Source organism: Burkholderia sp. Ac-20379, assembly GCF_017104645.1.
GTDB lineage: Bacteria > Pseudomonadota > Gammaproteobacteria > Burkholderiales > Burkholderiaceae > Burkholderia.
Genome location: NZ_JAAGPF010000092.1, coordinates 1 through 25,277 on the forward strand (window position 1 = coordinate 1; position 25,277 = coordinate 25,277).

At 66.0% G+C, this 25,277-nt stretch carries 19 protein-coding genes; 12 read left to right on the top strand and 7 right to left on the bottom strand.

The genetic code is table 11. The features are described from left to right. Positions 1-136: 136 nt before the first annotated feature. Complete coding sequence (locus tag G3N92_RS14445) at positions 137-1,468, bottom strand: sorbosone dehydrogenase family protein (protein ID WP_206128228.1); 1,332 nt, start codon at positions 1,466-1,468, stop codon at positions 137-139. After that, positions 1,461-1,904 (bottom strand): DUF2231 domain-containing protein, encoded by a 444-nt coding sequence (locus tag G3N92_RS14450; protein ID WP_206128211.1) that lies wholly within the window; start codon positions 1,902-1,904, stop codon positions 1,461-1,463. Before G3N92_RS14450 ends, G3N92_RS14445 begins: the two co-directional genes overlap by 8 nt. Positions 1,905-2,340: 436 nt before the next feature. Here G3N92_RS14450 and G3N92_RS14455 point away from each other — a divergent pair, with 436 nt between their 5' ends. Further along, positions 2,341-3,393: a LysR family transcriptional regulator gene (locus G3N92_RS14455; protein WP_206128212.1), complete on the top strand. Its 1,053-nt coding sequence runs from the start codon at positions 2,341-2,343 to the stop codon at positions 3,391-3,393. 22 nt (positions 3,394-3,415) lie between these two features. On the opposite strand, the gene G3N92_RS14460 is transcribed toward G3N92_RS14455, so the two are convergent. Then, a complete protein-coding gene (locus G3N92_RS14460) occupies positions 3,416-4,309 on the bottom strand; it encodes a LysR family transcriptional regulator (RefSeq protein ID WP_206128213.1) in 894 nt (297 codons plus the stop codon). Positions 4,310-4,833: 524 nt separating this feature from the next. On the opposite strand from G3N92_RS14460, the gene G3N92_RS14465 reads away from it, so the two are divergent. The 5 genes from G3N92_RS14465 (at position 4,834) to glyA (ending at position 13,054) form a co-directional block, all read left to right on the top strand. Beyond that, the gene (locus G3N92_RS14465) at positions 4,834-5,103 is read left to right on the top strand and encodes a DUF4148 domain-containing protein (protein WP_206128214.1); all 270 of its coding nucleotides are present in this window, start codon (positions 4,834-4,836) and stop codon (positions 5,101-5,103) included. Between the two features lie 276 nt (positions 5,104-5,379). After that, positions 5,380-6,729: an efflux RND transporter periplasmic adaptor subunit gene (locus G3N92_RS14470; protein ID WP_277396170.1), complete on the top strand. Its 1,350-nt coding sequence runs from the start codon at positions 5,380-5,382 to the stop codon at positions 6,727-6,729. 13 nt (positions 6,730-6,742) lie between these two features. Then, entirely contained in the window at positions 6,743-9,931 is a 3,189-nt protein-coding gene (locus G3N92_RS14475; RefSeq protein ID WP_206128216.1) for an efflux RND transporter permease subunit, read from the top strand. A gap of 5 nt (positions 9,932-9,936) precedes the next feature. Next, complete coding sequence (locus G3N92_RS14480) at positions 9,937-11,457, top strand: efflux transporter outer membrane subunit (RefSeq protein WP_206128217.1); 1,521 nt, start codon at positions 9,937-9,939, stop codon at positions 11,455-11,457. A 340-nt stretch (positions 11,458-11,797) separates the two neighbouring features. Further along, positions 11,798-13,054, top strand: a complete 1,257-nt coding sequence (glyA, locus tag G3N92_RS14485; protein WP_206128218.1) for a serine hydroxymethyltransferase — start codon at positions 11,798-11,800, stop codon at positions 13,052-13,054. A gap of 76 nt (positions 13,055-13,130) precedes the next feature. Here the strand turns inward: glyA and G3N92_RS14490 are convergent, their stop codons facing one another. Continuing rightward, complete coding sequence (locus G3N92_RS14490) at positions 13,131-14,039, bottom strand: LysR substrate-binding domain-containing protein (RefSeq protein WP_206128219.1); 909 nt, start codon at positions 14,037-14,039, stop codon at positions 13,131-13,133. Positions 14,040-14,144: 105 nt separating this feature from the next. On the opposite strand from G3N92_RS14490, the gene G3N92_RS14495 reads away from it, so the two are divergent. From G3N92_RS14495 to G3N92_RS14505, 3 genes are all read left to right on the top strand, one after another. Continuing rightward, positions 14,145-15,017 (top strand): aldo/keto reductase family oxidoreductase, encoded by an 873-nt coding sequence (locus G3N92_RS14495; protein WP_206128220.1) that lies wholly within the window; start codon positions 14,145-14,147, stop codon positions 15,015-15,017. Positions 15,018-15,290: 273 nt separating this feature from the next. Beyond that, positions 15,291-16,391: a branched-chain amino acid aminotransferase gene (locus tag G3N92_RS14500; protein WP_206128221.1), complete on the top strand. Its 1,101-nt coding sequence runs from the start codon at positions 15,291-15,293 to the stop codon at positions 16,389-16,391. Positions 16,392-16,756: 365 nt separating this feature from the next. Continuing rightward, positions 16,757-17,575, top strand: a complete 819-nt coding sequence (locus tag G3N92_RS14505) for a hypothetical protein (RefSeq protein WP_206128222.1) — start codon at positions 16,757-16,759, stop codon at positions 17,573-17,575. Positions 17,576-17,641: 66 nt separating this feature from the next. Here the strand turns inward: G3N92_RS14505 and G3N92_RS14510 are convergent, their stop codons facing one another. After that, positions 17,642-18,430 (bottom strand): IclR family transcriptional regulator, encoded by a 789-nt coding sequence (locus G3N92_RS14510; protein ID WP_206128223.1) that lies wholly within the window; start codon positions 18,428-18,430, stop codon positions 17,642-17,644. A 238-nt stretch (positions 18,431-18,668) separates the two neighbouring features. Here G3N92_RS14510 and pcaF point away from each other — a divergent pair, with 238 nt between their 5' ends. Together pcaF and G3N92_RS14520 are read left to right on the top strand one after the other, a co-directional pair. After that, positions 18,669-19,871, top strand: a complete 1,203-nt coding sequence (gene pcaF / locus G3N92_RS14515; RefSeq protein WP_206128224.1) for a 3-oxoadipyl-CoA thiolase — start codon at positions 18,669-18,671, stop codon at positions 19,869-19,871. A gap of 353 nt (positions 19,872-20,224) precedes the next feature. Next, on the top strand, positions 20,225-21,769 hold the full coding sequence (locus tag G3N92_RS14520) for a PAS domain-containing methyl-accepting chemotaxis protein (RefSeq protein WP_206128225.1): 1,545 nt from the start codon (positions 20,225-20,227) through the stop codon (positions 21,767-21,769). Positions 21,770-21,843: 74 nt separating this feature from the next. On the opposite strand, the gene gabD is transcribed toward G3N92_RS14520, so the two are convergent. Beyond that, positions 21,844-23,310: an NADP-dependent succinate-semialdehyde dehydrogenase gene (gene gabD, locus G3N92_RS14525; RefSeq protein ID WP_206128226.1), complete on the bottom strand. Its 1,467-nt coding sequence runs from the start codon at positions 23,308-23,310 to the stop codon at positions 21,844-21,846. 96 nt (positions 23,311-23,406) lie between these two features. Next, complete coding sequence (gabT, locus tag G3N92_RS14530; protein WP_206128227.1) at positions 23,407-24,690, bottom strand: 4-aminobutyrate--2-oxoglutarate transaminase; 1,284 nt, start codon at positions 24,688-24,690, stop codon at positions 23,407-23,409. 128 nt (positions 24,691-24,818) lie between these two features. Here gabT and G3N92_RS34935 point away from each other — a divergent pair. Continuing rightward, the coding region (locus G3N92_RS34935) for a winged helix-turn-helix domain-containing protein (protein WP_241014792.1) at positions 24,819-25,277 on the top strand (459 nt) is incomplete at its 3' end.

Here is a 25,277-nt window from a genome sequence, read left to right on the forward strand (position 1 = left end):
GGACCGTGAAACGACTCTACGCCGATGATAGTGCGGATTGCCCGTGTGAAAGTAGGTAATCGTCAGGCTTCCTCCTTCAGAACCCCCGCTGCGAATGCAGTGGGGGTTTTGTCTTTTCTGCGCCGAAAAATATTCGTCAACTGCCCGCTCGCGTGACCCGCCAAACGGTATTGCCGACATCGTCCGCGATGATCAACCCGCCGTCGTCATCCTGTGTCAGGCCAACCGGCGCGCCATAGAGCTGTTTTTCGTCATCGGACGTAAAGCCCGTGACGACCGGCTTCGGCGCTCCCGTGGGTTTTCCATCCTCGAACGGCACATACACCACGGCGTAGCCGCTCAACGGCGAGCGATCCCAACTGCCATGCTCGCCGATGAACGCGCCGCCTCGATATTCGGTCGGCAAGTTGCTGCCCGTGTAGAACCACAGGCCCAACGGTGCAACGTGCGAGCCGATCGCGTAGTCGGGGCTGATCGCCTTGGCGACGAGATCCGGGCGCTGTTGCTTCACACGTGTATCGACGTGTTGCCCGTAGTAGCTGTACGGCCAGCCGTAAAAGCCGCCGTCCTGGATCGACGTCAGATAATCGGGCACGAGATCGGCGCCGATTTCATCGCGCTCGTTGGCAATGGCCCAAAGCTTGCCGCTTTTCGGTTCCCACTGCAGCCCGGTAGGATTGCGCACGCCCGATGCATAGATGCGGCTCGCGCCCGAGGCCACATCCACTTCGAGAATCGCCGCGCGCCGATACTCCACGTCGAGGCCGTTCTCGCCGATATTGCTGTTCGAACCCACGCCGACATAAAGCTTCTTGCCGTCGGGGCTGGCGAGCAGCGATTTCGTCCAGTGGTGGTTGATGGTGCTCGGCAGGTCGGCCAGCTCCACGCCGGGGGCGCGGATCGACGTCTCGCCGGTGATATACGGAAATTTCAGCAGCGCATCGGTATCGGCGACGTAGAGCGTATTGCCGATCAACTGCACGCCAAAGGGCGAATGCAGCTTGTCGATGAACGGGTATTTGTCCCATTCGCCGCTGCCGCCCGGTTTCCTGCGTAACAGGGTGATGCGGTTGCCGCCCGGCGCACCCTTGCCCGAACGGCTCGTGACCATTCCGGCGATCAACTGCTTGGGAGAACTGACCGGTTCCGTATGCGGACTGTTTGCCTCGACCACCAGCACGTCCTGATTCGGCAAGACATACACCTGCCGCGGATGCGCCAATCCAGAGGCGATCTTCTCGATCTTCAAGCCCTCGGCAACCTTCGGCGCTTGCCCTTCCTGCCAGCCCACGCCCTTCGGCACCTGCATCGGCGGCATCAGGAAATTGCGCGCGCTCGGCAACGGCGGATTCGCACCGGCCTGGTGCTGCGGATCGTATTGCGCCTTCTCACTGCAAGCGCCGAGCAGCATTGCTGCCGCTGCCGCAAGGGCGGTGGCCAGAACGTTCAACGGCAACGGCTTATTCATGATGGCCTCCTTGTGCGCCGAACTTGCCGAGTGCAAGCGTTAGTTGGCCGAGGCCGAGCAATGCCACCGTGATCGCCGAAAGCAGTACGTTCTCCGGAACAATCGCGTACGCGTCGCGGCTGTGCACGAACGCGTTGGCGATCGCAGCGATGATGCCGGCGAGGTTGAGCCAGAAGTCGAGCCGCTCGATGCGCAACACAGGGCGGGCGGACGGCAGCCAGACATGCCCGAGATTGAGCAGGCGCGGCACGATCGCCATCACCAGCCCGATACTGACGAGCCAGGCGGCGCCCTTGGCCCAGAGCACGTTGGCGGTATTGGCGTAGACGATGTCGAAGATCAGGGTGCCGACGAACAGGCCGTAGGGAATGGGGTTGAGCAGGTCGAAGATCGCGGTGGCGAACCGCGACCGATAGCTCGGGCTGGCTGGTGTCATGAAAAAGTCCTCGTGTCTGATCGGAAGAAGATGAACAATCACGCGCGGCCGCAGCGCGAAGCGATGCGGTCGTTCCACTGACGCCACGCTGGCGGCGGCGTCATTGGCTCTCAGGTCATGTCGATATAACGAAGCGCGGCAGATTCCGCCCGCAATCGCAGCACGCTATGCGGGCCTCGTGAAATATAGGTCAGCTTTCGCGGGCTCGCATCGAAGCGAGCCGGTATCGATGCGCGCGCAACGGCATCGCGCAGCGTCCGGATCGTTGGCATGCCGATACAATTGACACGCCTGTCGGTAGGGTTTTGGCCGCCATTTCGGCATGCGCTTATGAAGGCCATTCATCAATGGCTGTGCGAAGATACGCGCTCGATTCGCAGCCCTTTGCGACAACGCCGGCATGGCCTGCCGGCCCGCCTGAATGGAGCCACGGCGAATGCCCACCCTCGAGAACATGCGTCTGTTCGTGAAGGTTGTCGAGACAGGCAGCTTCACGAAGGCGGCGCAGGCTGCCCACGTCGCGACGCCGCAAGTGTCGCGCGCCATTTCCTCGCTCGAAACGCAGTTGCGCGTGCGCTTGCTGAATCGCACCACGCGCCGCATCGCCGTGACCGAAGCCGGCGAACGCTATCTCGTGCATTGCCGCCAGATTCTCGATCTCGTCGATGAAGCGGAGGCCGAAGCGTCGGGCGCGGCGCGCTGCCCGTCGGGGCGTTTGCGCGTGCACGCCACCGCGGGCTTCGGCCGGCACTACCTGGTGCCGCGGCTTGCGCGTTATCGCGAGCGCTATCCCGAGGTCACGATCGACCTGACGCTCGCACAGCGTGTGCCCGATCTGGTCGACGAAGGCTACGATCTCGCCGTGGTGGTGGCCAGCGAGTTGGGCGATTCCACGCTGGTCGCCGAGCGGATCGGCACCACCTACAGCGTGCTGTGCGCATCGCCGGCCTATCTTGCGCGCACGGGCGTGCCGGAGACGGTGGCCGACCTGCACGATCATGTCTGCCTGCAACTCGTGGTGCCGAACGCCTCGACGAGCGGGTGGCAGCTCGAAGGCGCTACGTCCTCCGAACTATTTGCTCCGGAGCAGGAATGGCCGTTCGTCGTCAACGTTGCGGATGCAATGGCCGATGCGCTGCGTTCGGGCATGGGCATCGGGCCGCTGCCGATTTCCACGGCGCTGGACGGCTTGCGCGACGGTTCGCTGGCGCGCGTGCTGCCGGCCTGGCGGCTGCGCTCGAATGGTATCCACGCGTTGTACCCGTCGCGGCGGCATCTGGAAGCGAAGGTGCGCACCTTCATCGATTACTTGCGCGCGGTCGTGCCGCCGGTGCTGGAGCTCGAATCGCATGCGCTGTCTTCGCTGACCGGCGCGCAGATTGCGCGCGCGGCGTATCCGCAACGCGGTGCGCAGGCAGGAACGGAAGCCGTTCAAGCCGAGCCGGAGCATCCGCTCGAACCCCACGACCTGAGCGACTGCGACGCCTGAGCGAAACGGGGAGAACCCGGCCTCAGTCGCGATGCCGCAGCGCGTCGATCACGAGCGAGAGCGCGCGCGACGATTGCCGGCGGCTCGGGTAGTAGGCGTGATAGCCGGGGAACGTGGCGCCCCATTCCTTGAGCACGCACTTGAGATGGCCGGCGCGAACGTGGGGCATCAGTTCGTCTTCCGGAAGATAGGTCAGCCCGAAGCCTTCCAGCGCGGCGGACAGCATTTGCGGCGTGCTGTTGAAGATCAGTTGGCCGTCGACGCGCACCAGCAGGTCGTGCTTGCCCTTCTTCAGCTCCCACGCGTAAAGGCTGCCGCGCGTGGGCAGGCGCAGGTTGATGCACGCATGCTCGAGCAGATCCTGCGGGCACTTCGGCGCCGGGTGGCGCGCGAAATACTCGGGCGAACCGGCGATCATCATCCGCACGTCGGGGCTGATCCGCACGGCGATCATGTCGTTGGCCACCTGATCGCCGAAACGCACGCCGATGTCGTAGCGCTGCGCCACGATGTCGGAGAGGTTGTAGTCGATCGACATCTCGATCTTGAGCCCCGGATAATCGGCCAGCAGCGGCTTGAGCCGCGGCCAGAGAATCGCGTTGACCGGATGATCGGTGGCGGTGATGCGGATCAGGCCGACCGGCTTGTCGCGCAACTCGGACAGCGCATTGAGTTCGGATTCGATCTCGTCGAAGCGCGGCGCGGCCACATGCATGAGCCGCTCGCCGGCCTCGGTGGTGGCGACGCTGCGCGTGGTGCGCGTCAGCAGGCGCACGCCAAGCCGCGTTTCGAGGCCGCGGATCGTATGGCTCAGCGCCGATTGCGACACGCCCAGCTGCGAGGCCGCTTTCGTGAAGCTGCGTTCGCGCGCGACGGCAAGAAAGGCCAGAAGATCGCTGAAATTGTCGCGTGCCATCGGAGGATCCACCGGGTGGCGGACATGAAAACGAGATAAAGATCGTGCATGCTATCACCGGCTCGAAACGCGCGTGCGGCATGAAATCGTTCGTGAGGGTGCGACATGATGGCGCTTCGATTGATGAGCACCATTCATAAGGCCATGCCGTCTTGCGCGGCTAATCAAATAATCCGGACGCTGTTACATTGCGGTTCGCCGGAAGATGAACGCGGTTTCCGGCGCGCATGACCAACGACGAAGCCAGCCGGCGGACACCTTGCCGGCAGCGGGATTCGCGCACACTACCCGGCGCGCATCGTTGGCCGCGGAGCGATCAGCACGCGTTCATCGCCATTGCCGCGCCTTGACGGGCGAGCGATATCAGTTTCAGGAGGCTGGCGCCGCAAGGCGCGGGAGACGGGGGCCATGAAGGCCCGAGCGAAGCGGTTCGCGCAGACGAACCGGCCGCGACGGGCCTGACGGGCGCCACGACGGACGCAGCGATGTCCGAACGTACGAACCGAGCTTTCTGGAGTTGCCACATGAAGTCGCATTGCAAGGCCGCCATTGTCGCGGCCGCTTTCGTCGTTCCCGCCATTTCATTCGCGCAGGGCGATACGCCGTTGACGCGCGCGCAGGTTCGCGCGGAGCTGGTTCGCTACGAGCAGGCCGGCTTCAACCCCGCGCGCGAAAACCCTTCGCATTGGGTGGACGATCTGCAGGCCGCGTCGGTTCGCGTGAATACTGAACGCAACCGCAGCATGCGGACGGCGAGTGGCAGCGCAAGCCCCGTGTCAACTATTGCGAACTGAGTTTGATTCAGCGCAACAATTTTCTGTTTGTGATAGGTTCGCGCTCCACTCATCAGTTTGATGTGTCCGAGCGCCGGGTCATGCATTGGCCGCGGTCCGGTCAAGCATCCGCTGACGTTGCACCGGAACGGGGTATCCGATGCGACGGCCGAGCCGGGTCCCGGGGTTCTTCGTCTTTTTTCGTGTCCGCGATGCGTGCCGCTTCGTGGATGCCGTCGTCGCATCGTCTTGCCGTGGCCGCCTGTGCGGGGCGATCGGCGAGCGTGACACGGGCCGATGCCGCGATCGCGGCGCCGGTGCGTGTCGTCCCCGTGTTTGCCGCATCGGAACCGGCGCAGTGTCGCCGGCCGGTGCCGTTTCGTTGATTCTTATAGAGGTCGCTCCATGCGCGTCGAACGGGTTTCTTATCGCATTATTCCTGTCGCAGCAGCCGTAGCCGCGCTGCTCGCCGCCTGCGGAAAGCAGAATGCGGCACCGCCGCCGTCCACGCCGGAAGTCGGCGTCGTGACGATCCAGCCGCAATCCGTGCCGGTCATCTCCGAGCTGCCGGGCCGCACCAACGCGTTCCTGGTGGCGCAGGTGCGGGCGCGGGTCGACGGCATCGTGCTGCGCCGCGAGTTCACCGAAGGCACCGACGTGAAGGCGGGCCAGCGCCTCTACAAGATCGATCCGGCGCCGTACCTCGCCACGCTGAACAGCGCCAAGGCCACGCTGGCCAAGGCTCAGGCGAACCTCGCCTCGGTCAACGCGCAGGCCGCGCGCTACAAGGTGCTGGTGGCCGCGAACGCGGTCAGCAAGCAGGATTACGACAACGCCGTCGCCTCGGCCGGCCAAGCTGCCGCCGACGTCGCGTCGGGCAAGGCTGCCGTCGATACGGCGCAGATCAACCTCGGCTACACGGACGTGCTGTCGCCGATCACCGGCCGCATCGGCATCTCGCAAGTGACGCCGGGCGCCTACGTGCAGGCCAGCGCCGCGACGCTGCTGTCGACCGTCCAGCAGGTCGATCCGATGTACGTCGACCTCACGCAATCGAGCCTCGACGGCCTGAAGCTGCGCCAGGACATCCAGAGCGGCCGGATCAAGACGGCCGGCCCGAACGCGGCCAAGGTCAAGCTGGTGCTCGAAGACGGCAAGACCTATCCGCTCGAGGGCAAGCTGCAGTTCACCGACGTGACGGTCGATCAGACCACCGGCTCGGTGACGATCCGCGCGATCTTCCCGAACCCGAACCACGTGCTGCTGCCGGGCATGTTCGTGCGCGCGCGCATCGACGAAGGCTCGAACGACAACGCGTACCTGGTGCCGCAAGTGGGCGTCCAGCACGATCCGAAGGGCCAGCCGACGGCGCTGGTGGTCGGTTCGGACAACAAGGTGGCGTCGCGCGTGCTGACCACCTCGGGCACCTACGGTCAGAACTGGGTGGTCGAAGGCGGCCTGCAAACGGGCGACCGCGTGATCGTGCAGGGCGTGGGCAAGGTCCAGCAGGGCATGACGGTCAAGCCGGTCGCGGCGCAATTGCCGGCCGACCCGAACGCCGCATCGGATGCGGGCGCCGCATCCGCGCCGGCATCCGGTGCATCCGCTTCCGCAGCTTCCGCATCGGGCGCGTCCGCAGCGAAGTAACAAGAGGTCCTAAATGGCAAAATTCTTTATTGATCGGCCAATTTTCGCGTGGGTGATCGCGATCGTGCTGATGCTCGTGGGCGTCGCATCGATCTTCACGCTGCCGATTTCGCAGTACCCGACGATCGCGCCGCCCGCGGTGCAGATCACGTCGACCTACCCGGGTGCATCGGCGAAGACGGTCGAGGACACGGTCACGCAGGTGATCGAGCAGCAGATGAGCGGCCTCGACAACTTCCTGTACATGTCCTCGACGAGCGACGATTCGGGCAACTCCACGATCACCATCTCGTTCGCGCCGGGCACCAACCCGGACATCGCGCAGGTGCAGGTGCAGAACAAGCTGTCGCTCGCGACGCCGGTGCTGCCGCAGGTCGTGCAGCAGCTCGGCCTGAAGGTCACCAAGTCGAGTTCGAGCTACCTGCTGTGGATCGCCTTCAACTCGGAAGACGGCAGCATGGGCCGTAACGACCTGACGAACTACGTCGCGTCGCACGTGCTCGATCCGCTGAGCCGCCTGAACGGCGTCGGCCAGACGCTGCTGCTCGGCTCGCAATACGCGATGCGGATCTGGCTCGACCCGAACAAGCTGACGAACTACAGCCTGACGCCGTCGGACGTGTCGAGCGCCATTGCGGCGCAGAACGTGCAGATCGCGGGCGGCCAGATCGGCGGCACGCCGGCCAAGCCGGGCACCGTGCTGCAGGCGACCATCACCGAGGCGACCCTGCTGCAGACGCCGGAGCAGTTCGGCAAGATCCTGCTGAAGGTCAACAAGGACGGTTCGCAGGTTCGGCTGAAGGATGTCGCGCAGATCAACCTCGGCGCCGAGAACTACAACTACGACACGAAGTACATGGGTCAGCCGACCGCCGGCCTCGGTATCCAGCTGGCGACGGGCGCGAACGCGCTCGCCACGGCGGCGCTGATCAAGGCCAAGGTGACCGAGCTGTCGAAGTACTTCCCGCACGGGATGGTGGTGCACTACCCGTACGACACGACGCCGTTCGTGCGCCTGTCGATCGAGGAAGTGGTCAAGACGCTGCTCGAAGGCATCGTGCTGGTGTTCCTCGTGATGTATCTGTTCCTGCAGAACCTGCGGGCCACGATCATCCCGACGATCGCCGTGCCGGTGGTGCTGCTCGGCACGTTCGCGATCATGAGCGCGGCCGGCTTCACGATCAACACGCTGTCGATGTTCGGCCTCGTGCTCGCGATCGGCCTGCTGGTGGACGATGCGATCGTGGTGGTGGAAAACGTCGAACGCGTGATGTTCGAGGAAGGGCTGTCGCCGAAGGAAGCCACCAAGAAGGCGATGGGCCAGATCACCAGCGCGCTGGTGGGCGTGGCGCTCGTGCTGTCGGCCGTGTTCGTGCCGGTGGCGTTCTCGGGCGGTTCGGTCGGCGCGATCTATCGTCAGTTCTCGCTGACGATCGTGTCGGCGATGGTGCTGTCGGTGCTGGTGGCGCTGATTCTGACGCCGGCCTTGTGCGCGACGCTGCTCAAGCCGATCGAGAAGGGCCATCACGAAGAGAAGAAGGGCTTCTTCGGCTGGTTCAACCGCAATTTCGACAAGGGCCGCGAGAAGTACCACGTCGGCGTGCACCACGTGATCAAGCGCTCGGGCCGCTGGCTCGTGATCTATCTCGCGGTGATCGTCGGTGTCGGTTTCCTGTTCGTGCGCCTGCCGAAGTCGTTCCTGCCCGATGAAGATCAGGGCTACATGTTCATGATCGTGCAAACGCCGCCGGGCTCCACGCAGGAAACCACGGCCCGCACGCTGAAGGACATCACCGACTACATGGCGAAGGACGAGAAGAACGTCGTCGATTCCGTGTTCACGGTGAACGGCTTCAGCTTCGCCGGCCGCGGCCAGAATGCCGGCCTGGTGTTCGTGAAGCTCAGGCCGTTCGAGGAACGGACCGCTTCCGATCGCAAGGTGCAGGCGCTGATCAAGCGTACGTTCGGGCATTACGCCGCGTACAAGGACGCGATGGTGATTCCGTTCAACCCGCCGTCGATTCCCGAACTGGGCACGGCAGCCGGCTTCGACTTCGAGTTGACCGACAACGCGGGCCTCGGCCACGACGCGTTGATGGCGGCGCGCAACCAGTTGCTCGGCATGGCCGCGAAGGATCCGACGCTGGCGCTGGTGCGCCCGAACGGCCTGAACGACACGCCGCAGTACAAGGTCGACATCGATCGCGAGAAGGCCGACGCGCTCGGCGTGACGCCGGCGTCGATCGACCAGACGTTCTCGATCGCGTGGGCCTCGCAGTACGTCAACAACTTCCTCGATACCGATGGCCGGATCAAGAAGGTGTACCTGCAGGGCGATTCGCCGTTCCGCGTGACGCCGGAAGATCTGAGCGTCTGGTACGTGCGCAACAGCGCGGGCGGGATGGTGCCGTTCAGCGCGTTCGCCAGCGGCCACTGGACCTACGGTTCGCCGAAGCTCGAGCGCTACAACGGTATCTCGGCCGTGGAAATCCAGGGTCAGGCATCGACGGGCAACTCGACGGGCCAGGCAATGAACGCGATGTCCAAGATCGCGGCGCAACTGCCGACCGGCATCGGTTATTCGTGGACGGGCCTGTCGCTGCAGGAAGTGCAATCGGGTTCGCAGGCGCCGATTCTGTACGGCATCTCGATCCTGGTGGTGTTCCTGTGTCTGGCGGCGTTGTACGAAAGCTGGTCGATCCCGTTCTCGGTGATCATGGTGGTGCCGCTCGGCGTGATCGGTGCACTGATCGCGTCGACGCTGCGCGGCCTCGAGAACGACGTGTTCTTCCAGGTCGGCTTGTTGACCACGGTGGGCCTGTCGGCGAAGAACGCGATTCTGATCGTGGAATTCGCGCGTGAATTGCAGATCGGCGAAAAGATGGGGCCGGTCGAGGCGGCGCTGGAAGCGGCGCGGCTGCGGCTGCGTCCGATTCTGATGACGTCGCTGGCGTTCATTCTCGGCGTGCTGCCGCTCGCGATCAGCAACGGCGCGGGCTCGGGCAGCCAGCACGCGATCGGTACCGGCGTGATCGGCGGGATGATGACGGCCACCTTCCTCGCGATTTTCATGATTCCGATGTTCTTCGTGAAGGTGCGGTCGATCTTCGGCGGCGAGAAGGAAGATCCGGATCAGGCGCTGCGTCTCGCGCAGGAACACGCACACCGCACGCAAGAAGGCGACGGCAACCAGGAACATTGATGACCATGCGAAAAATCGTTTTGACGGCAATGGCGTTCGCGCTCGTCGCTTCGGGCTGCACGATGGCGCCGCATTACAAGCGCCCCGATGCGCCCGTGTCGGGTGCGTTCCCGTCCGACGGCGTCTACGCGACGCAGCCGGGCGCGAACGGCGCGCGCAGCGCCCAGGGCCAGGCGGCGGCCGATATCGGCTGGCGCAATTTCTTCGCCGATCCGCGCTTGCAGCAACTGATCGAGATCGCGCTGAAGAACAACCGCGACTTGCGCGTGTCGGTGCTGAACATCGAGGCGGCGCGCGCGCAGTATCAGATCACGCGCGCCGAACTGCTGCCGACGCTCGGCGGCACCGGCACGGGGTCGCTGCAACGCGTCCCGCAAGGCGTGTCGACGACGCACCAGCCGTACATCTCGCGCACCTACAACGTCGGCCTGTCGGCGTCGTGGGAGCTCGATCTGTTCGGCCGGATCCAGAGCCTGAAGGATCAGGCGCTGGCGCAATACCTGTCGACGGCGCAAGCCCGCAAGGCGTCGGAAATCTCGCTCGTCTCGCAGGTGGCCGATCAATATCTGACGCTGCAATCGACCGACGACCTGCTGAAGGTCACGGAAGACACGCTGAAGAACGCGCAATCGTCGTACAACCTGACGAAGCTGCAGTTCGACAACGGCACCGGTTCGGAACTGGATCTGCGTCAGGCGCAGACGGTGGTCGAGCAAGCGCTGGCGAACCAGCAGGCGCAAGCCCGTGCACGCGCGCAAGCCGTGAACGCGCTGGTGCTGCTGATCGGCGAGCCGCTGCCCGACGATCTGCCGGCCGGCCTGCCGCTCGACAACCAGAACCTGCTGACCGACATTCCGGCCGGTTTGCCGTCGGATCTGCTGACGCGCCGCCCCGACATCATGGAGGCCGAGCAAACCTTGCGCGCGGCCAACGCGAACATCGGCGCGGCGCGTGCGGCGTTCTTCCCGAAGATCTCGCTGACGGCCGCGTTCGGCACGGCGAGCCCGACGCTGGGTGGCCTGTTCAAGGCCGGCACGGCGGCGTGGTCGTTCGCGCCGAACATCGCGCTGCCGATCTTCGAGGGCGGCTCGAACATCGCGAACCTCGACCTGGCGCACGTGCAGAAGCGCATCGAGATCGCGAACTACGAGAAGGCGATCCAGTCGGCGTTCCGCGAAGTGTCGGATGGCCTTGCTGCACGCGGCACCTACGATCAGCAGATCGCGGCGCTGGCGCGCAACGAGGCGGCGCAGCAGCGCCGTTACGATCTGTCCGACCTGCGCTACAAGAACGGCGTGGACAGCTACCTGACGGTGCTGACGGCGCAAACCGATCTGTACACGGCGCAAACCACGCTGATCTCGGCGCGTCTGGCGCGCTGGACCAACCTGGTGGATCTGTACCGCGCGCTGGGCGGCGGCTGGATCGAGCAGACCGGCGATCAGCCGCGCGAAGCCGATGCGCCCGTCGACTACAGCAAACAGGCGGCGCCCGCCGCGCCGGCCTCGCAAGCGAAGGCCGGCTAAGGCCAGGCCAGCCCGGGCGGCCTCGTTTGCCGCCCGCACCCCACGCACACCCCGGACGCCCACGCGGTTTCCGGGGTGTCGTTTTTTCGGGGCCTGAATTCGTCGTACCAGCGGGCTGTGCATCGGCGCGCGATGGCGAAGCGTCACGGACCTGCCTGCGCGCGACATCGGCCCGACGGCGTTACCGCTTGCGCCGATTCCGTCCTATCGCGTTGTCGCAATTCTTCTAGATGCAAAAGGGCGCTTCCGTTTGAATAACGATCCGAATCAGGCAATTTGATCGAGGCACGCCGCGGCTGCGGCGCGGGTAAGTCTTTTGACGACGGACGTCGGGAAAATCATGTTCAACTATTCCACCAGCACCATCGAAGCGGTCGATCCGGACCTCTGGCAAGCCATCCAGCAGGAAAACCAGCGCCAGGAAGATCACATCGAGCTGATCGCCTCCGAGAACTACACGAGCCCGGCCGTGATGGCCGCGCAAGGTTCGCAACTGACCAACAAGTACGCGGAAGGCTACCCGGGCAAGCGCTACTACGGCGGCTGCGAGTACGTCGACGTGGTCGAGCAGCTGGCGATCGACCGCGTGAAGGCGCTGTTCGGCGCGGAAGCGGCGAACGTGCAGCCGAACTCGGGTTCGCAGGCGAACCAGGGCGTGTTCTTCGCGATGCTGAAGCCGGGCGACACGATCATGGGCATGAGCCTGGCGCACGGCGGCCACCTGACGCACGGTTCGCCCGTGAACATGTCGGGCAAGTGGTTCAACGTGATCAGCTACGGCCTCGACGCGAACGAAGACATCGATTACGAAGCGGCCGAGAAGCTGGCGAACGAACACAAGCCGAAGCTGATCGTGGCGGGCGCGTCGGCGTTCGCGTTGAAGATCGATTTCGAGCGTCTCGCGAAGATCGCGAAGTCGGTCGGCGCGTATTTCATGGTCGACATGGCGCACTACGCCGGCCTGATCGCCGCCGGCGTGTATCCGAACCCGGTGCCGCACGCCGATTTCGTGACGACGACGACGCACAAGAGCCTGCGCGGCCCGCGCGGCGGCGTGATCCTGATGAAGGCCGAGTTCGAGAAGCAGATCAACTCGGCGATCTTCCCGGGCATCCAGGGCGGCCCGCTGATGCACGTGATCGCGGCGAAGGCGGTGGCGTTCAAGGAAGCCGGCTCGGCGGAATTCAAGACGTACCAGCAGCAAGTGGTGGACAACGCGCGCGTGCTGGCGGAAACGCTGGTCAAGCGCGGCCTGCGGATCGTGTCGGGCCGCACGGAAAGCCACGTGATGCTGGTCGATCTGCAATCGAAGAAGATCACGGGCAAGGCTGCGGAAGCGGCGCTGGGCCTGGCGCACATCACGGTGAACAAGAACGCGATTCCGAACGATCCGGAAAAGCCGTTCGTGACCTCGGGCATCCGCCTGGGCGCCCCGGCGATGACGACGCGCGGCTTCGGCACGAAGGAAGCCGAGATCGTCGGCAACCTGATCGCCGACGTGCTCGAAGCGCCGGAAGACGCAGCCACGCTGGAACGCGTGCGCGGCCAGGTCAGCGAGCTGACGGCACGCTTCCCGGTGTACAGCGGCCGTTCGTGATCGATCGCCAATAGTCAGTCGCCAATACAGCGGCCCGCCGTGCAACACGGCGGGCCGCTGGCGTTCGGCGCACCGGTTATTCCGGCGCGCCGGCGCGAATGAAATCGATGAAGGCCCGCAACGGCGCGGGCACCAGCCGTCGCCCCGGATAGTAGAGGAACGGTCCGGAAAACGACGGCCACCACGGCTCGAGCACACGTTCGAGCGCGCCGCTGTCGAAGTGCGGCTGCAGCCAATCCTCGAACAGATACACCACGCCGGTGCCGGCTACCGCCGCATCCACGGCCAGATCCACCGCCGCGCCCAATTCCACCAGCAACTGCCCCGACGGCTCGATGCGGATCGTCTCGCCATCGCGCTCGAATTCCCACGCCGGGATCGCGCGGCCCGGAAAGCGGCCGAGAATGCAGGCGTGCTCGAGCAGATCGCGCGGATGCGCGAGGCGTCCGCGCCGGTCGAGATAGCCGGGCGCGGCGCCGAGCGCGAGGCGCTGCACGCGCGGGCCGATCGGCACCGCGATCATGTCCTGCTCCAGCCGCTCCTCGTAGCGGATGCCTGCGTCGCAGCCGGCGGCCAGCACGTCGACGAAACTCTCGTCGGCGGACACTTCGAGGCGGATCTCCGGATAGGCCGCCAGGAAGCGCGGCACGATCGCGGGCAGCACCAGCCGCGACGCGCTGACCGGCACGTTCAGCCGCAGCGTGCCGGCGGGGCGGTCGCGAAAGCCGTTGACCACGTCGATGGCCGCCTCGACCTCGTCGAGCGCCGGCGCGAGCCGCGCCAGCAGCCGCTCGCCGGCCTCGGTCGGCACCACGCTGCGGGTGGTGCGGTTCAGCAGCCGCACGCCGAGCCGCGTTTCGAGCCGCCGTACCGCCTCGCTGAGGCCCGACGCGCTGTTGCCGGTGGCGCGCGCGCCGTCGCGAAAGCCCTTCGCGCGCGCAACGGCGACGAACGCCTGCAATTCCGTGAGATCGACGTTGCTCATTGTTCGCTCCTTCGTACAAGCCGTGCGGATTATGGCGGCTTATCGGTTGAATCGCCAGTGCGTAAGCTTGGGCTTCCTTCATGCCGCCACCCGCAGGAGCCTCACATGACCGCATCATTCCGCGCTTCCACCTTCGAACTCGGCGATCTGCCCGTGCACCGGATCGGCTACGGCGCGATGCAACTGGCCGGCCCCGGCGTGTTCGGCCCGCCGAAGGATCGCGCCGCCGCGCTCGCCGTGCTGCGCGCGGCCGTCGAAGCCGGCGTCGACCATATCGACACCAGCGATTTCTACGGCCCGCACGTGACCAACGAACTGATTCGCGAGGCGCTGCACCCGTATCGCGACGATCTCGTGATCGTCACCAAGATCGGCGCGCGCCGCGGCGACGACGGCGCCTGGCTGCCGGCCTACACGCCCGACGAGCTGAAAAGCGCCGTGCACGACAACCTGCGCCGCCTGCGGCTCGACGCGATGGACGTCGTGAACCTGCGCATCATGTTCTCGACGCACGGCCCCGCCGAAGGCTCGATCGAGGCGCAACTGACGGCGCTGGCCGAGTTGCAGCAGCAGGGGCTGGTGCGCCACATCGGCCTGAGCAACGTCACGCGCGCGCAGATCGAGGAAGGGCGCAAGCTCTGCGAGATCGTGTGCGTGCAGAACCACTACAACCTCGTGCATCGCGCCGACGACGCGCTGATCGACGCGCTCGCCGCCGACGGCATCGCCTACGTGCCGTTCTTCCCGCTGGGCGGTTTCTCGCCGCTGCAATCGTCGGTGCTGTCCGGTGTGGCCGAGCGGCTCGGCGCGACGCCGATGCAGGTCGCGCTGGCCTGGCTGCTGCGCCGCTCGCCGAACCTGCTGCTGATTCCGGGCACTTCGTCGGTGGCGCATCTGCACGAGAACCTGGCCGCCGGCGATCTGGCGCTGCCCGACGACGTGATGCGCGAACTCGACGGCGTGGCCGCGGCCGCCTGACGGCCCCGTCGCGCCGCGCTGGGCGGGCGCGGCGGCCGACCGTTGCTCGCGCGTCACTTTTAAGCATTCGCTGGCAAAAATCGATCCCGGACGGCGCGCGCCTAACTCCTTGTTTTTGGAAGGATTGGCGAGAATCGCCGGCTCGGGCGCGGGATCGGAACGGGGCCTTACGGGCCATTCCGGGATGCGCGGAACGCTCAGGTCGATTACAGTGTTCGGTTACCACGGCGGCGGGCGTTCCCGCCGCTCTCTAGAACACCAGGAGCGGATCCCATGAGCACCGGCAGCACCTCGACTTTCCCGATCGAACGCCACCCGAACCCCACGTCCGCCGAGGACCTCGCGCGTCAGCTCGAGAACCCCGGTTTCGGCAAGATCTACACCGATCACATGGTGACGATCCGCTACACGGAAGGGCAAGGCTGGCACGACGCGAAGATCGTCCCGCGCAAGCCGATCGCGTTCGATCCGGCCACGCTCGTGCTGCACTACGCGCAGGAAATCTTCGAGGGCATGAAGGCCTATCCGCTGCCGGACGGCAAGGTCGCGCTGTTCCGCCCGGATCAGAACGCCAAGCGTTTCCGCAATTCGGCGCGCCGCCTGGCGATGGCCGAGCTGCCGGAAGAGCTGTTCGTGAGCTCGGTGCGCGAACTGGTCAGCCTCGAGCGCAACTGGATCCCGTCGGCCGAAGGCAGCGCGCTGTATCTGCGCCCGTTCATGATCGCCAATGAAGTCGTGCTCGGCGTGAAGCCGTCGGCCGAATACCTGTACTGCGTGATCGCCACGCCGGTGGGCGCCTACTTCAAGGGCGACGCCAACAAGGGCGTGTCGATCTGGGTGTCGGACAGCTACACGCGCGCCGCGCCCGGCGGCACGGGCGACGCGAAGTGCGGCGGCAACTACGCCGCCAGCCTGGCCGCGCAGGCCGAGGCCTCGCGCGAAGGCTGCGCGCAGGTGGTGTTCCTCGACGCCGTCGAGCGCCGCTGGATCGAGGAACTGGGCGGCATGAACGTGTTCTTCGTGTTCGCCGACGGCTCGCTGCAAACGCCGCCGCTGACCGGCACGATCCTGCCGGGCATCACGCGCGCCTCGCTGATCGATCTGGCCCGCGACCTCGGCTACACGGTGCGCGAGGAAGCCTATTCGATCGAACAGTGGGAAGCCGATGCGAAGAGCGGCAAGCTCGTCGAATCGTTCGCCTGCGGCACGGCCGCGGTGGTCACCTCGATCGGCGAGGTGAAGGGCCGCAAGCACACGTTCACGATCGGCGACGGCAATGCCGGCCCGATCACGCAGCGCCTGAAGCAGACGCTGGTCGGCATCCAGACGGGCAAGGAAGCGGACAAGCACGGCTGGGTCGATATCATCGGCTGAACGCCGCGTCCCGAGATGGGTGTCGTGCCAATCGAATTTGCATGATCGGCATCGTTTGACGGTCGAAACGATGCTTTTTGTTTAAAAACCCGCTGGCGTAAAGCCAAGCGGGTTTTTTTTATGACGCAAGATTCCGATTGGCCTGTATGCTTGCGGCGAATTGGCCGCTCCCAACTTCGCGGCGCGTTTTATATCGATGAATAAGCATTGGTTGTATAGCCTGCTCTGTTTTCTGTTGTGAGGTGTGCGTTAAGGAACGCGTGGTGTCATCAAATTAAAATGAATATACGGGGTGCGAAATGAGGCGTTTGTCGGGGGCGTTGCAATTTAAAGGTGTAGGCTGCTTGACGGTTACGGCATGTGTCGTGTCGATGTTGTCTGCGTGCACCAGTTTCGAGGTGCAGCGCTCGCCGGGCGCGGCCGGCGCGGACACGTCGTACGGTTATCAGCCGCTTGATCCCGCGCCAGCTGCGATTCAGGCCATCAACGCACAAGGCCAATGCGTCAGCGGGAAGCCGAGCCGCGACGACGTGCTCGGGGCGTTGCCCGATGAAACCATGCGGCTCGCCATTGGCAAGGTCGATTCATCCGGAAAGCTGACTTATGGGGTATCGTCGATCAGTGCATCGGACAGTCAATATGTCGTCACCATCGATTACGTTAAATCGAATACGGTCGCATTCTTTATTAAAAAGGATGAATTGCCCACCGCCGGTCGTTTCAAAGTGACGGTTGTCGGCACGTCCAAGGAGGCGAATAGCTCGGTGCCTGTTTATGTCGGAATCGGCTTGCGTCTGACCGCGAATTTGACCACGCGTGCATCGGGAATCAACCTGGCCAATCTGCTGTCGATTGGCGCGGCTGCCCAGACCAACAAGCTTAGTGGAACGCTGGTGTTGCAAACGATGGGGATCACTGGCGAAAATATTTCCACCGCATTGCCGATTCCGAGCGAAATCAGCGTGGCCTCGATCCAGAGTGCGATCCAGGCGATCGGCACCATGAAGGCCAAGCTGTATGATGGCAAGACGGTGATACAGCCGCGCGTCGTTGCGGTCTATAACACGCTGGGCGGTGGCAGCAGCACGATCAACGAATTTATTGCCTCGGTGTTGGGGCAGGTTCCACGGTTGAATGTGCCGATTGCCGCGACTCCCCAAAACAAAATGATGGAGTGCCTTTAACTAGCGGAGCGCGTCGATGTGGCGAGCAGGGAGCGGCGGCGTGGCTGTCCGTTTCCTGGCGCCCGCTCAACTCCGCCGCGCCACCAGCGCCGACACCATCTGCGCCGCCTCCAGCAGCGGCTCCAGGAATTCCTTCACCATCTGCTTGGCCGTGTGCCGCTGCGCGTTGCCGCTGATGTTCATCGCGGCGATCAGGCGGCCGCGCCGGTTCTTGATCGGCGCCGACAGCGAAATCAGCCCCGCTTCCAGTTCCTGATCGACGATCGCCCAGCCCTGCTTGCGCACGGTGGCGATCTCGGCCTTCAGCGCGGCCGGATCGGTGATGGTGCGCGGCGTGTGCGCCTGGATCGGGCGCAGCGCGAGCACCTCGTCGAGCGCGGCGTCGTCGAGCGAGGACAGCAGCACGCGCCCCATCGACGTACAGTACGCGGGCAGCCGGCTGCCGATCGACAGGTTGATGGTCATGATCTTGTGCGTCGGCACGCGCAGCACGTAGACGATTTCCGCGCGATCGAGCACGGCCGCCGAACAGCTTTCGTGGATGCGCGCCGAGAGTTGCTCCATGACCGGCTCGGCCAGGTTCCAGAACGGCATCGACGTGAGATAGGCGAAGCCGAGATCGAGGATCTTCGGCGTGAGCCGGAACAGCCGGCCGTCGGCCTCCACGTAGCCGAGCGTTTGCAGCGTCAGCAGGATCCGGCGCGCGCCCGCCCGCGTCAGCCCGGTGGCCGCGGCGACCTCGGTCAGCGTCTGCTCCGGATGCTCGGCGTCGAACGCGCGAATCACGGCCAGGCCGCGCGCGAACGATTGGACATAGGAGTCGCCGGGTTTGGCCTGAAGATCGTCTGTACTCATGAGTGGGGGTCGTGTCGTGTAGCGGTGAAGAGTAGCGCAAGGGGTCGGGTCGCGCCAAGCCTGGCCGCGGAGAATCGCCGCCGCCGGTGCGCCCCGAACTTGACACGCCCCCGGCCGCCTCCCTATGATCGCAAAATAGTTCGATATTCGATCTTGTGTTCGCTTATAGAACATTTCCGATGCGGCGCTGCGAGCGTGCCGGCGCGCATTTCATCCGAACGAAGTTCCGGAGACAACCATGACCGATGCATTCCTCTGTGACGCAATCCGCACCCCGATCGGCCGCTACGGCGGCGCGCTGTCCGGCGTTCGCGCCGACGACCTCGGCGCGGTGCCGCTCAAGGCGCTCGTCGAGCGCAACCGCGATGTCGACTGGGCCGCGATCGACGACGTGATCTTCGGCTGCGCCAACCAGGCCGGCGAGGACAACCGCAACGTCGCGCGCATGTCGGCGCTGCTGGCGGGCCTGCCGGAAGGCGTGCCCGGCTCGACGGTCAACCGCCTGTGCGGTTCCGGCATGGACGCGATCGGCATCGCCGCGCGCGCGATCAAGTCGGGCGAAGCCGGGCTGATGATCGCCGGCGGCGTGGAAAGCATGAGCCGCGCGCCGTTCGTGATGGGCAAGGCCACCAGCGCGTTCTCGCGCCAGGCCGAGATCCACGACACGACGATCGGCTGGCGCTTCGTCAATCCGCTGATGAAGAAGCTGCACGGCGTCGATTCGATGCCGGAAACGGCCGAGAACGTCGCGGACGACTACAAGATCAGCCGCGCCGACCAGGACGCGTTCGCGCTGCGCAGCCAGCAGAAGGCGGCGCGCGCGCAACAGGACGGCACGCTCGCGCAGGAAATCGCGGCGGTCACGATCGCGCAGAAGAAGGGCGATCCGCTCGTCGTGTCGCGCGACGAACATCCGCGCGAAACCTCGCTGGAAGCGCTGGCCAAGCTCAAGGGCGTGGTGCGTCCGGATGGCTCGGTCACCGCCGGCAACGCGTCGGGCGTCAACGACGGCGCCTGCGCGCTGCTGCTCGCCAACGAAGAGAACGCGAAGCGTCACGGCCTGGTGCCGCGCGCGCGCATTCTCGGCATGGCCACCGCCGGCGTCGCGCCGCGCGTGATGGGCATCGGCCCGGCGCCCGCCACGCAGAAGCTGCTCGCGCAACTCGGCATGACGATCGACCAGTTCGACGTGATCGAGCTGAACGAAGCGTTCGCCTCGCAAGGCCTCGCGGTGCTGCGCATGCTCGGCGTGGCCGACGACGACGCCCGCGTCAACCCGAACGGCGGCGCGATCGCGCTGGGCCACCCGCTCGGCGCATCGGGCGCGCGCCTCGTGACCACCGCGATGTACCAGCTGCATCGCACGCAGGGCCGCTTCGCGCTGTGCACGATGTGCATCGGCGTCGGTCAGGGCATCGCGCTCGCCATCGAACGCGTCTGATCGCGCGTCAGCGTACCTCGCGCCTTGCCGCCCGCGTTCGCGCGGGGGGCCGACGGCAGCCTCGACCACCGGTCGGGCTGCCGTTTTTCATGGGCGCGCGGGTTCCCACGCGCCGCCGGCCATCGATCGATTAATCGTCGATTCATTGATCCAAATCCAGAAATTGAGGATTTCGAGAGCTTTTCTTCTGATCGGGTTAATGTTTTCCCTAATGCTGCCGTCAAAAAAGAGATAAGCCCGCAGCCGTCGCGATACGGCCGATGCAACGTCGCGCGGGCGCGAGCACGACCCTGACCTGAATGAGAGAAGCCACGGCGGCCCCTGCCTTCGACGCCGTGTGCCGGAGCCAACGAATGCGCAATAACCAGCCGGTCACGCAGCACGAATACGAATTTCCCGACGACGCGACGCTGATGTCGACCACCCGCGCCGACGGCACCATCACCTACGCGAACGCCAGCTTCGTCCAGATCAGCGGTTTTTCGCCCGAGGAGCTGGTGGGCGCGCCGCACAACACGGTGCGGCACCCCGACATGCCGCGCGAGGCGTTCGCCGACATGTGGGCGACCATCCGCGGCGGCGAGCCGTGGATGGCGCTCGTCAAGAACCGCCGCAAGAACGGCGACCACTACTGGGTGCGCGCCAACGCCGTGCCGCTGATGCGCAACGGCGAGCCGCAGGGCTACATGTCGGTGCGCACCAAGGCGTCGCGCGAGGACATCGCCGCCGCCGAGGCGCTCTACCGCGACTTCCGCGAAGGCCGCGCGGGCGGCCGGCGCTTCTACAAGGGCATCGTGATTCGCGGCGGCTTCGGCCGGTTCGCGTCGATGTTCAAGACGATGTCGGTGCGCACGCGCATGTATGCGCCGCTCGCCGCGCTGGTGCCGGTGGTGGCGGGCGGCGCGTGGGCCTGCGGCGCGAACCTGGCGACGCTGGCCGGCGTGGCCGGCACCGCGGCCGTGGCCACCGGGCTGGTGGCGATGTGGCTCGACGCGCAGATCGTGCGGCCGCTGCGCGACCTGCGCGAGCGCGCGCTGAGCGTGGCGACCGGCGAGAGCCGCAACGGCCCGGCCGTCACGCGCGTCGACGAGATCGGCATGACGCTGCGCACGATCGATCAACTGGGGCTGATGTTCCGCTGGCTGGTGGACGACGTCAGCGAGCAGGTGCTGAACGTGCAGCGCGCCAGCAGCGAGATCGCGCAGGGCAACAACGACCTGAGCGCGCGCACCGAGCAGGCCGCCACGGCCGTGCAGCAGACGGCGTCGTCGATGGCGCAGATGACGGCCACCGTCTCGAACAACGCGGCCACCGCGTCGCAGGCGAACCAGCTTGCCGTGTCGGCCAGTGACGCGGCCTCGCGCGGCGGCCACGCGGTGGGCGAGATCGTCGGCACGATGAACGAGATCACCGACAGCTCGCGCCGCATCTCGGACATCATCGGCGTGATCGACGGCATCGCGTTCCAGACCAACATCCTTGCGCTCAACGCCGCCGTGGAAGCGGCGCGCGCGGGCGAGCAGGGGCGTGGTTTCGCGGTGGTGGCGGGCGAGGTGCGCGCGCTCGCGCAGCGCAGCGCGAACGCGGCCAAGGAGATCAAGACGCTGATCGAGAACAGCGTCGAGCGCGTGGCCTCGGGCGCGCGCCGCGTGGACGACGCGGGCCGCACGATGGACGACCTGGTGGTGCAGGTCAAGCGCGTGGCCGACCTGATCGCCGACATCAGCTCGGCCACGGAAGAGCAGAGCGTGGGCGTCGAGCAGGTGGATCGCGCGGTGGTGGATCTCGACAACATCACGCAGCAGAACGCGGCGCTGGTCGAGCAGAGCGCGGCCGCTTCCGAGAGCCTGCGCCAGCAGGCGACGTCGCTCGTCGATGCGGTGGGCGTGTTCCGCTGAAATAAGCGACGACGAAACGACAACGCCTTCGCGGCACGAACCGCGAAGGCGTTGCCGTTACCGCGAGCCCGAACTTACACCGCCAGGCACAGGTACTTGATCACGACGTAATCGTCGATGCCGTAGTGCGAGCCTTCGCGGCCCAGGCCCGATTGCTTGACGCCGCCGAACGGCGCGACTTCGTTCGAGATCAGGCCGGTGTTGATGCCCACCATGCCGTATTCGAGCGATTCCGCCACGCGCCAGACGCGGCCGATGTCGCGGCTGTAGAAATACGCGGCGAGGCCGAATTCGGTGTCGTTCGCATGGGCGATCACTTCGTCGTCCGACGCGAAGCGGAACAGCGGCGCGAGCGGGCCGAACGTTTCGTCCTTCGCCACCTTCATGTCGGGCGTCACGCCGGTCAGCACGGTCGGCTCGAAGAAGCCGTGGCCGAGCGCGTGGCGCTTGCCGCCCGCGACCACCTTTGCGCCCTTCGCCAGCGCATCCTCGATGTGCGATTCCACCTTCAGCACGGCCGCTTCGTTGATCAGCGGGCCTTGCGTGACGCCGGCCTCGGTGCCGCGGCCGATCTTCAGCTTGGCGACGGCCGCCGCGAGCTTCTCGGCGAACGCGTCGTACACCGCGTCGTGCACGTAGAAACGGTTGGTGCAGACGCAGGTCTGGCCGCTGTTGCGGTACTTCGAGGCGATCGCGCCTTCCACGGCCGCGTCGAGATCGGCGTCGTCGAACACGATGAACGGCGCGTTGCCGCCCAGCTCCAGCGACACCTTCTTGACCGTCGGCGCGCACTGCGCCATCAGCAGGCGGCCCACCGGCGTCGAGCCGGTGAACGACAGCTTGCGCACCGTGGCGTTGCCGGTCAGCTCGCCGCCGATCGCCTTCGGATCGCCCGTCACCACGCTGAACACGCCGGCCGGCACGCCCGCGCGCTCGGCCAGCACGGCCAGCGCCAGCGCCGAGAACGGCGTGGCTTCGGCCGGCTTCACGACGATCGGGCAGCCTGCCGCCAGCGCCGGGCCGACCTTGCGCGTGATCATCGCGGCCGGGAAATTCCACGGCGTGATCGCCGCGCACACCCCGACCGGTTCCTTCGTGACGACGATGCGCTTGTCGCCGGCCGGCGTCGGGATCGTGTCGCCGTACACGCGCTTGCCTTCCTCGGCGAACCATTCGATGAACGATGCCGCGTACAGGATCTCGCCCTTCGCCTCGGCGAGCGGCTTGCCCTGCTCGGTGGTGAGGATCAGCGCGAGATCGTCGGCGTGGGCGAGCATCAGCTCGTACCACTTGCGCAGGACCGCGGCGCGTTCCTTCGCGGTGCGCTTGCGCCAGGCCGGCCAGGCGGCGTTGGCGGCCTCGATGGCGCGGCGCGTTTCGGTCGTGCCGGCCAGCGGCACGGTGCCGAGCAGATCGCCGGTGGCGGGATTGCGGACTTCGAACGTGGCGCCGTTCGCGGCGTCCTGCCATTCGCCGCCCAGGTAGATCTGCTGGCGGAACAGTTCGGGGTGCTTCAGTGCTGCGATCAATTCGGTGCTCATGCGTGACCTCGTGATGCGGATGTGTGATGCGGATGAAAAACGCCGCGTTCGAAGCGAACGCGGCGTATCGAGCCGGGTGGGCCGGTTGGGCGAGCCTCAGGCGGCGACGCCGACGGTTTCCTTCAGCACGTCCTCGAGGATGCCGAGCGCTTCGTCGAACACGGCGTCCTGGATCGTCAGCGGGAACAGGAAGCGGACCACGTTCGAGTACACGCCGCACACCAGCAGCAACAGGCCGCGCTCGAGCGCGCGCGCCTGCACGCGCTTGGCGAATTCGGCGTCCGGCTCCTGCGTGCCGGCCTTGAAGAACTCGACGGCGACCATCGCGCCCGGGCCGCGGATGTCGGCGATCTGCGGGATTTCCGGCTTCAGCGCGGCGAGCTTCGCCTTGAGCGTGTCGCCGAGCGTCGTGGCGCGCGCTTCGAGCTTTTCCTCGTCGATGATGTCGAGCACCGCGTGCGCCGCGGCCACGGCCAGCGGGTTGCCGGCGTAGGTGCCGCCGAGGCCGCCGGGGGCGGCCGCGTCCATCACGTCGGCGCGGCCGACCACGCCCGACAGCGGCATGCCGCCGGCCAGGCTCTTGGCCATGGTGGTCAGATCGGGCAGCACGTCGTAGTGCTGCATCGCGAACAGCTTGCCGGTGCGCGCGAAGCCGGTTTGCACTTCGTCGGCGATCAGCACGATGCCGTGTTCGTCGCAGATCTTGCGCAGGCCGCGCACGAAATCGGCCGGCGCCTGGTAGAAGCCGCCTTCGCCCTGCACCGGCTCGAAGATGATCGCGGCGACGCGCTTCGGATCGATGTCGGCCTTGAACAGCATGTCGATCGCCTTCAGCGAATCGGCCGTGCTGATGCCGTGCAGCGCGTTCGGGTAGGGCGCGTGGAACACGTCTCCCGGGAACGGGCCGAAGTTCAGCTTGTACGGGGCGACCTTGCCGGTCAGCGCCATGCCCATCATGGTGCGGCCGTGGAAGCCGCCCGCGAATGCGATCACGCCCGGACGGCCCGTGAACGCGCGGGCCATCTTCACGGCGTTTTCGACGGCTTCGGCGCCCGTCGTGAAGAACGCGGCCTTCTTGGCCTGGTTGCCCGGCGCGCGGGCGATGATCTTCTCGGCCAGCTCCACGTACGACGCGTACGGCACGATCTGGTAGGCGGTGTGCGTGAATTGCTCGAGCTGCGCGGCCACGGCCTTGACCAGCTTCGGATGACGATGGCCCGTGTTCATCACGGCGATGCCGGCCGCGAAATCGATGAAGCGGCGGCCTTCGACGTCCCACAGCTCGGCGTTCTCGGCGCGGGCGGCGTAAAAGTCGCACATCACGCCGACGCCGCGCGGGGTGGCGGCGTTCTTGCGGGCTTGCAGATCGGCATTCTTCACGGGGATCTCCTTCCAGTCGATTCGGTTCGGTCAGACGGTGGCCGCGGGAGCGCGGCCGATGGGGAGGACTATAATCCGGCTTGGCTCTGAAAATTAGAGCCATTCCTGTAAATCTCTAGGAGCCAATTTTGAGGGCGAGCGTGTTATCGGACTGGCTGGCGCAGCGTCTCGTGCGGGGTGGCGGCGCGCAGCCGGTGTACCGGCAACTGCACCGGCTGCTGCAGCAGGCGATCCTGTCGCGCGAGCTGCCGGCCGGCACGCGCGTGCCGTCGTCGCGGCTGCTGGCCACCGAGCTCGGGATCGCGCGCAATACCGTCACGCAGGTGTACGAGCAGCTCGTGCTCGAAGGCTATGTGACGTCGGCCACCGGGCGCGGCACGTTCGTGGCCGATACCTCGCCCGACGAGATCGTCGGCGCGGCCGAACGCGACGGGCCGGATGCCGCGCGCGGCAAGAAGGCGGCGGGCGGGCGCGGTGCGACGGCGGACGCCGCTTCGCGCTCGGGTTTGGCTTCGGGTTCGGGCTTGAACGAGGCATCGCCGCTCGCGCCCGATCCGGCCGGCGAGACGGGCGTATCGCCGCTGGCG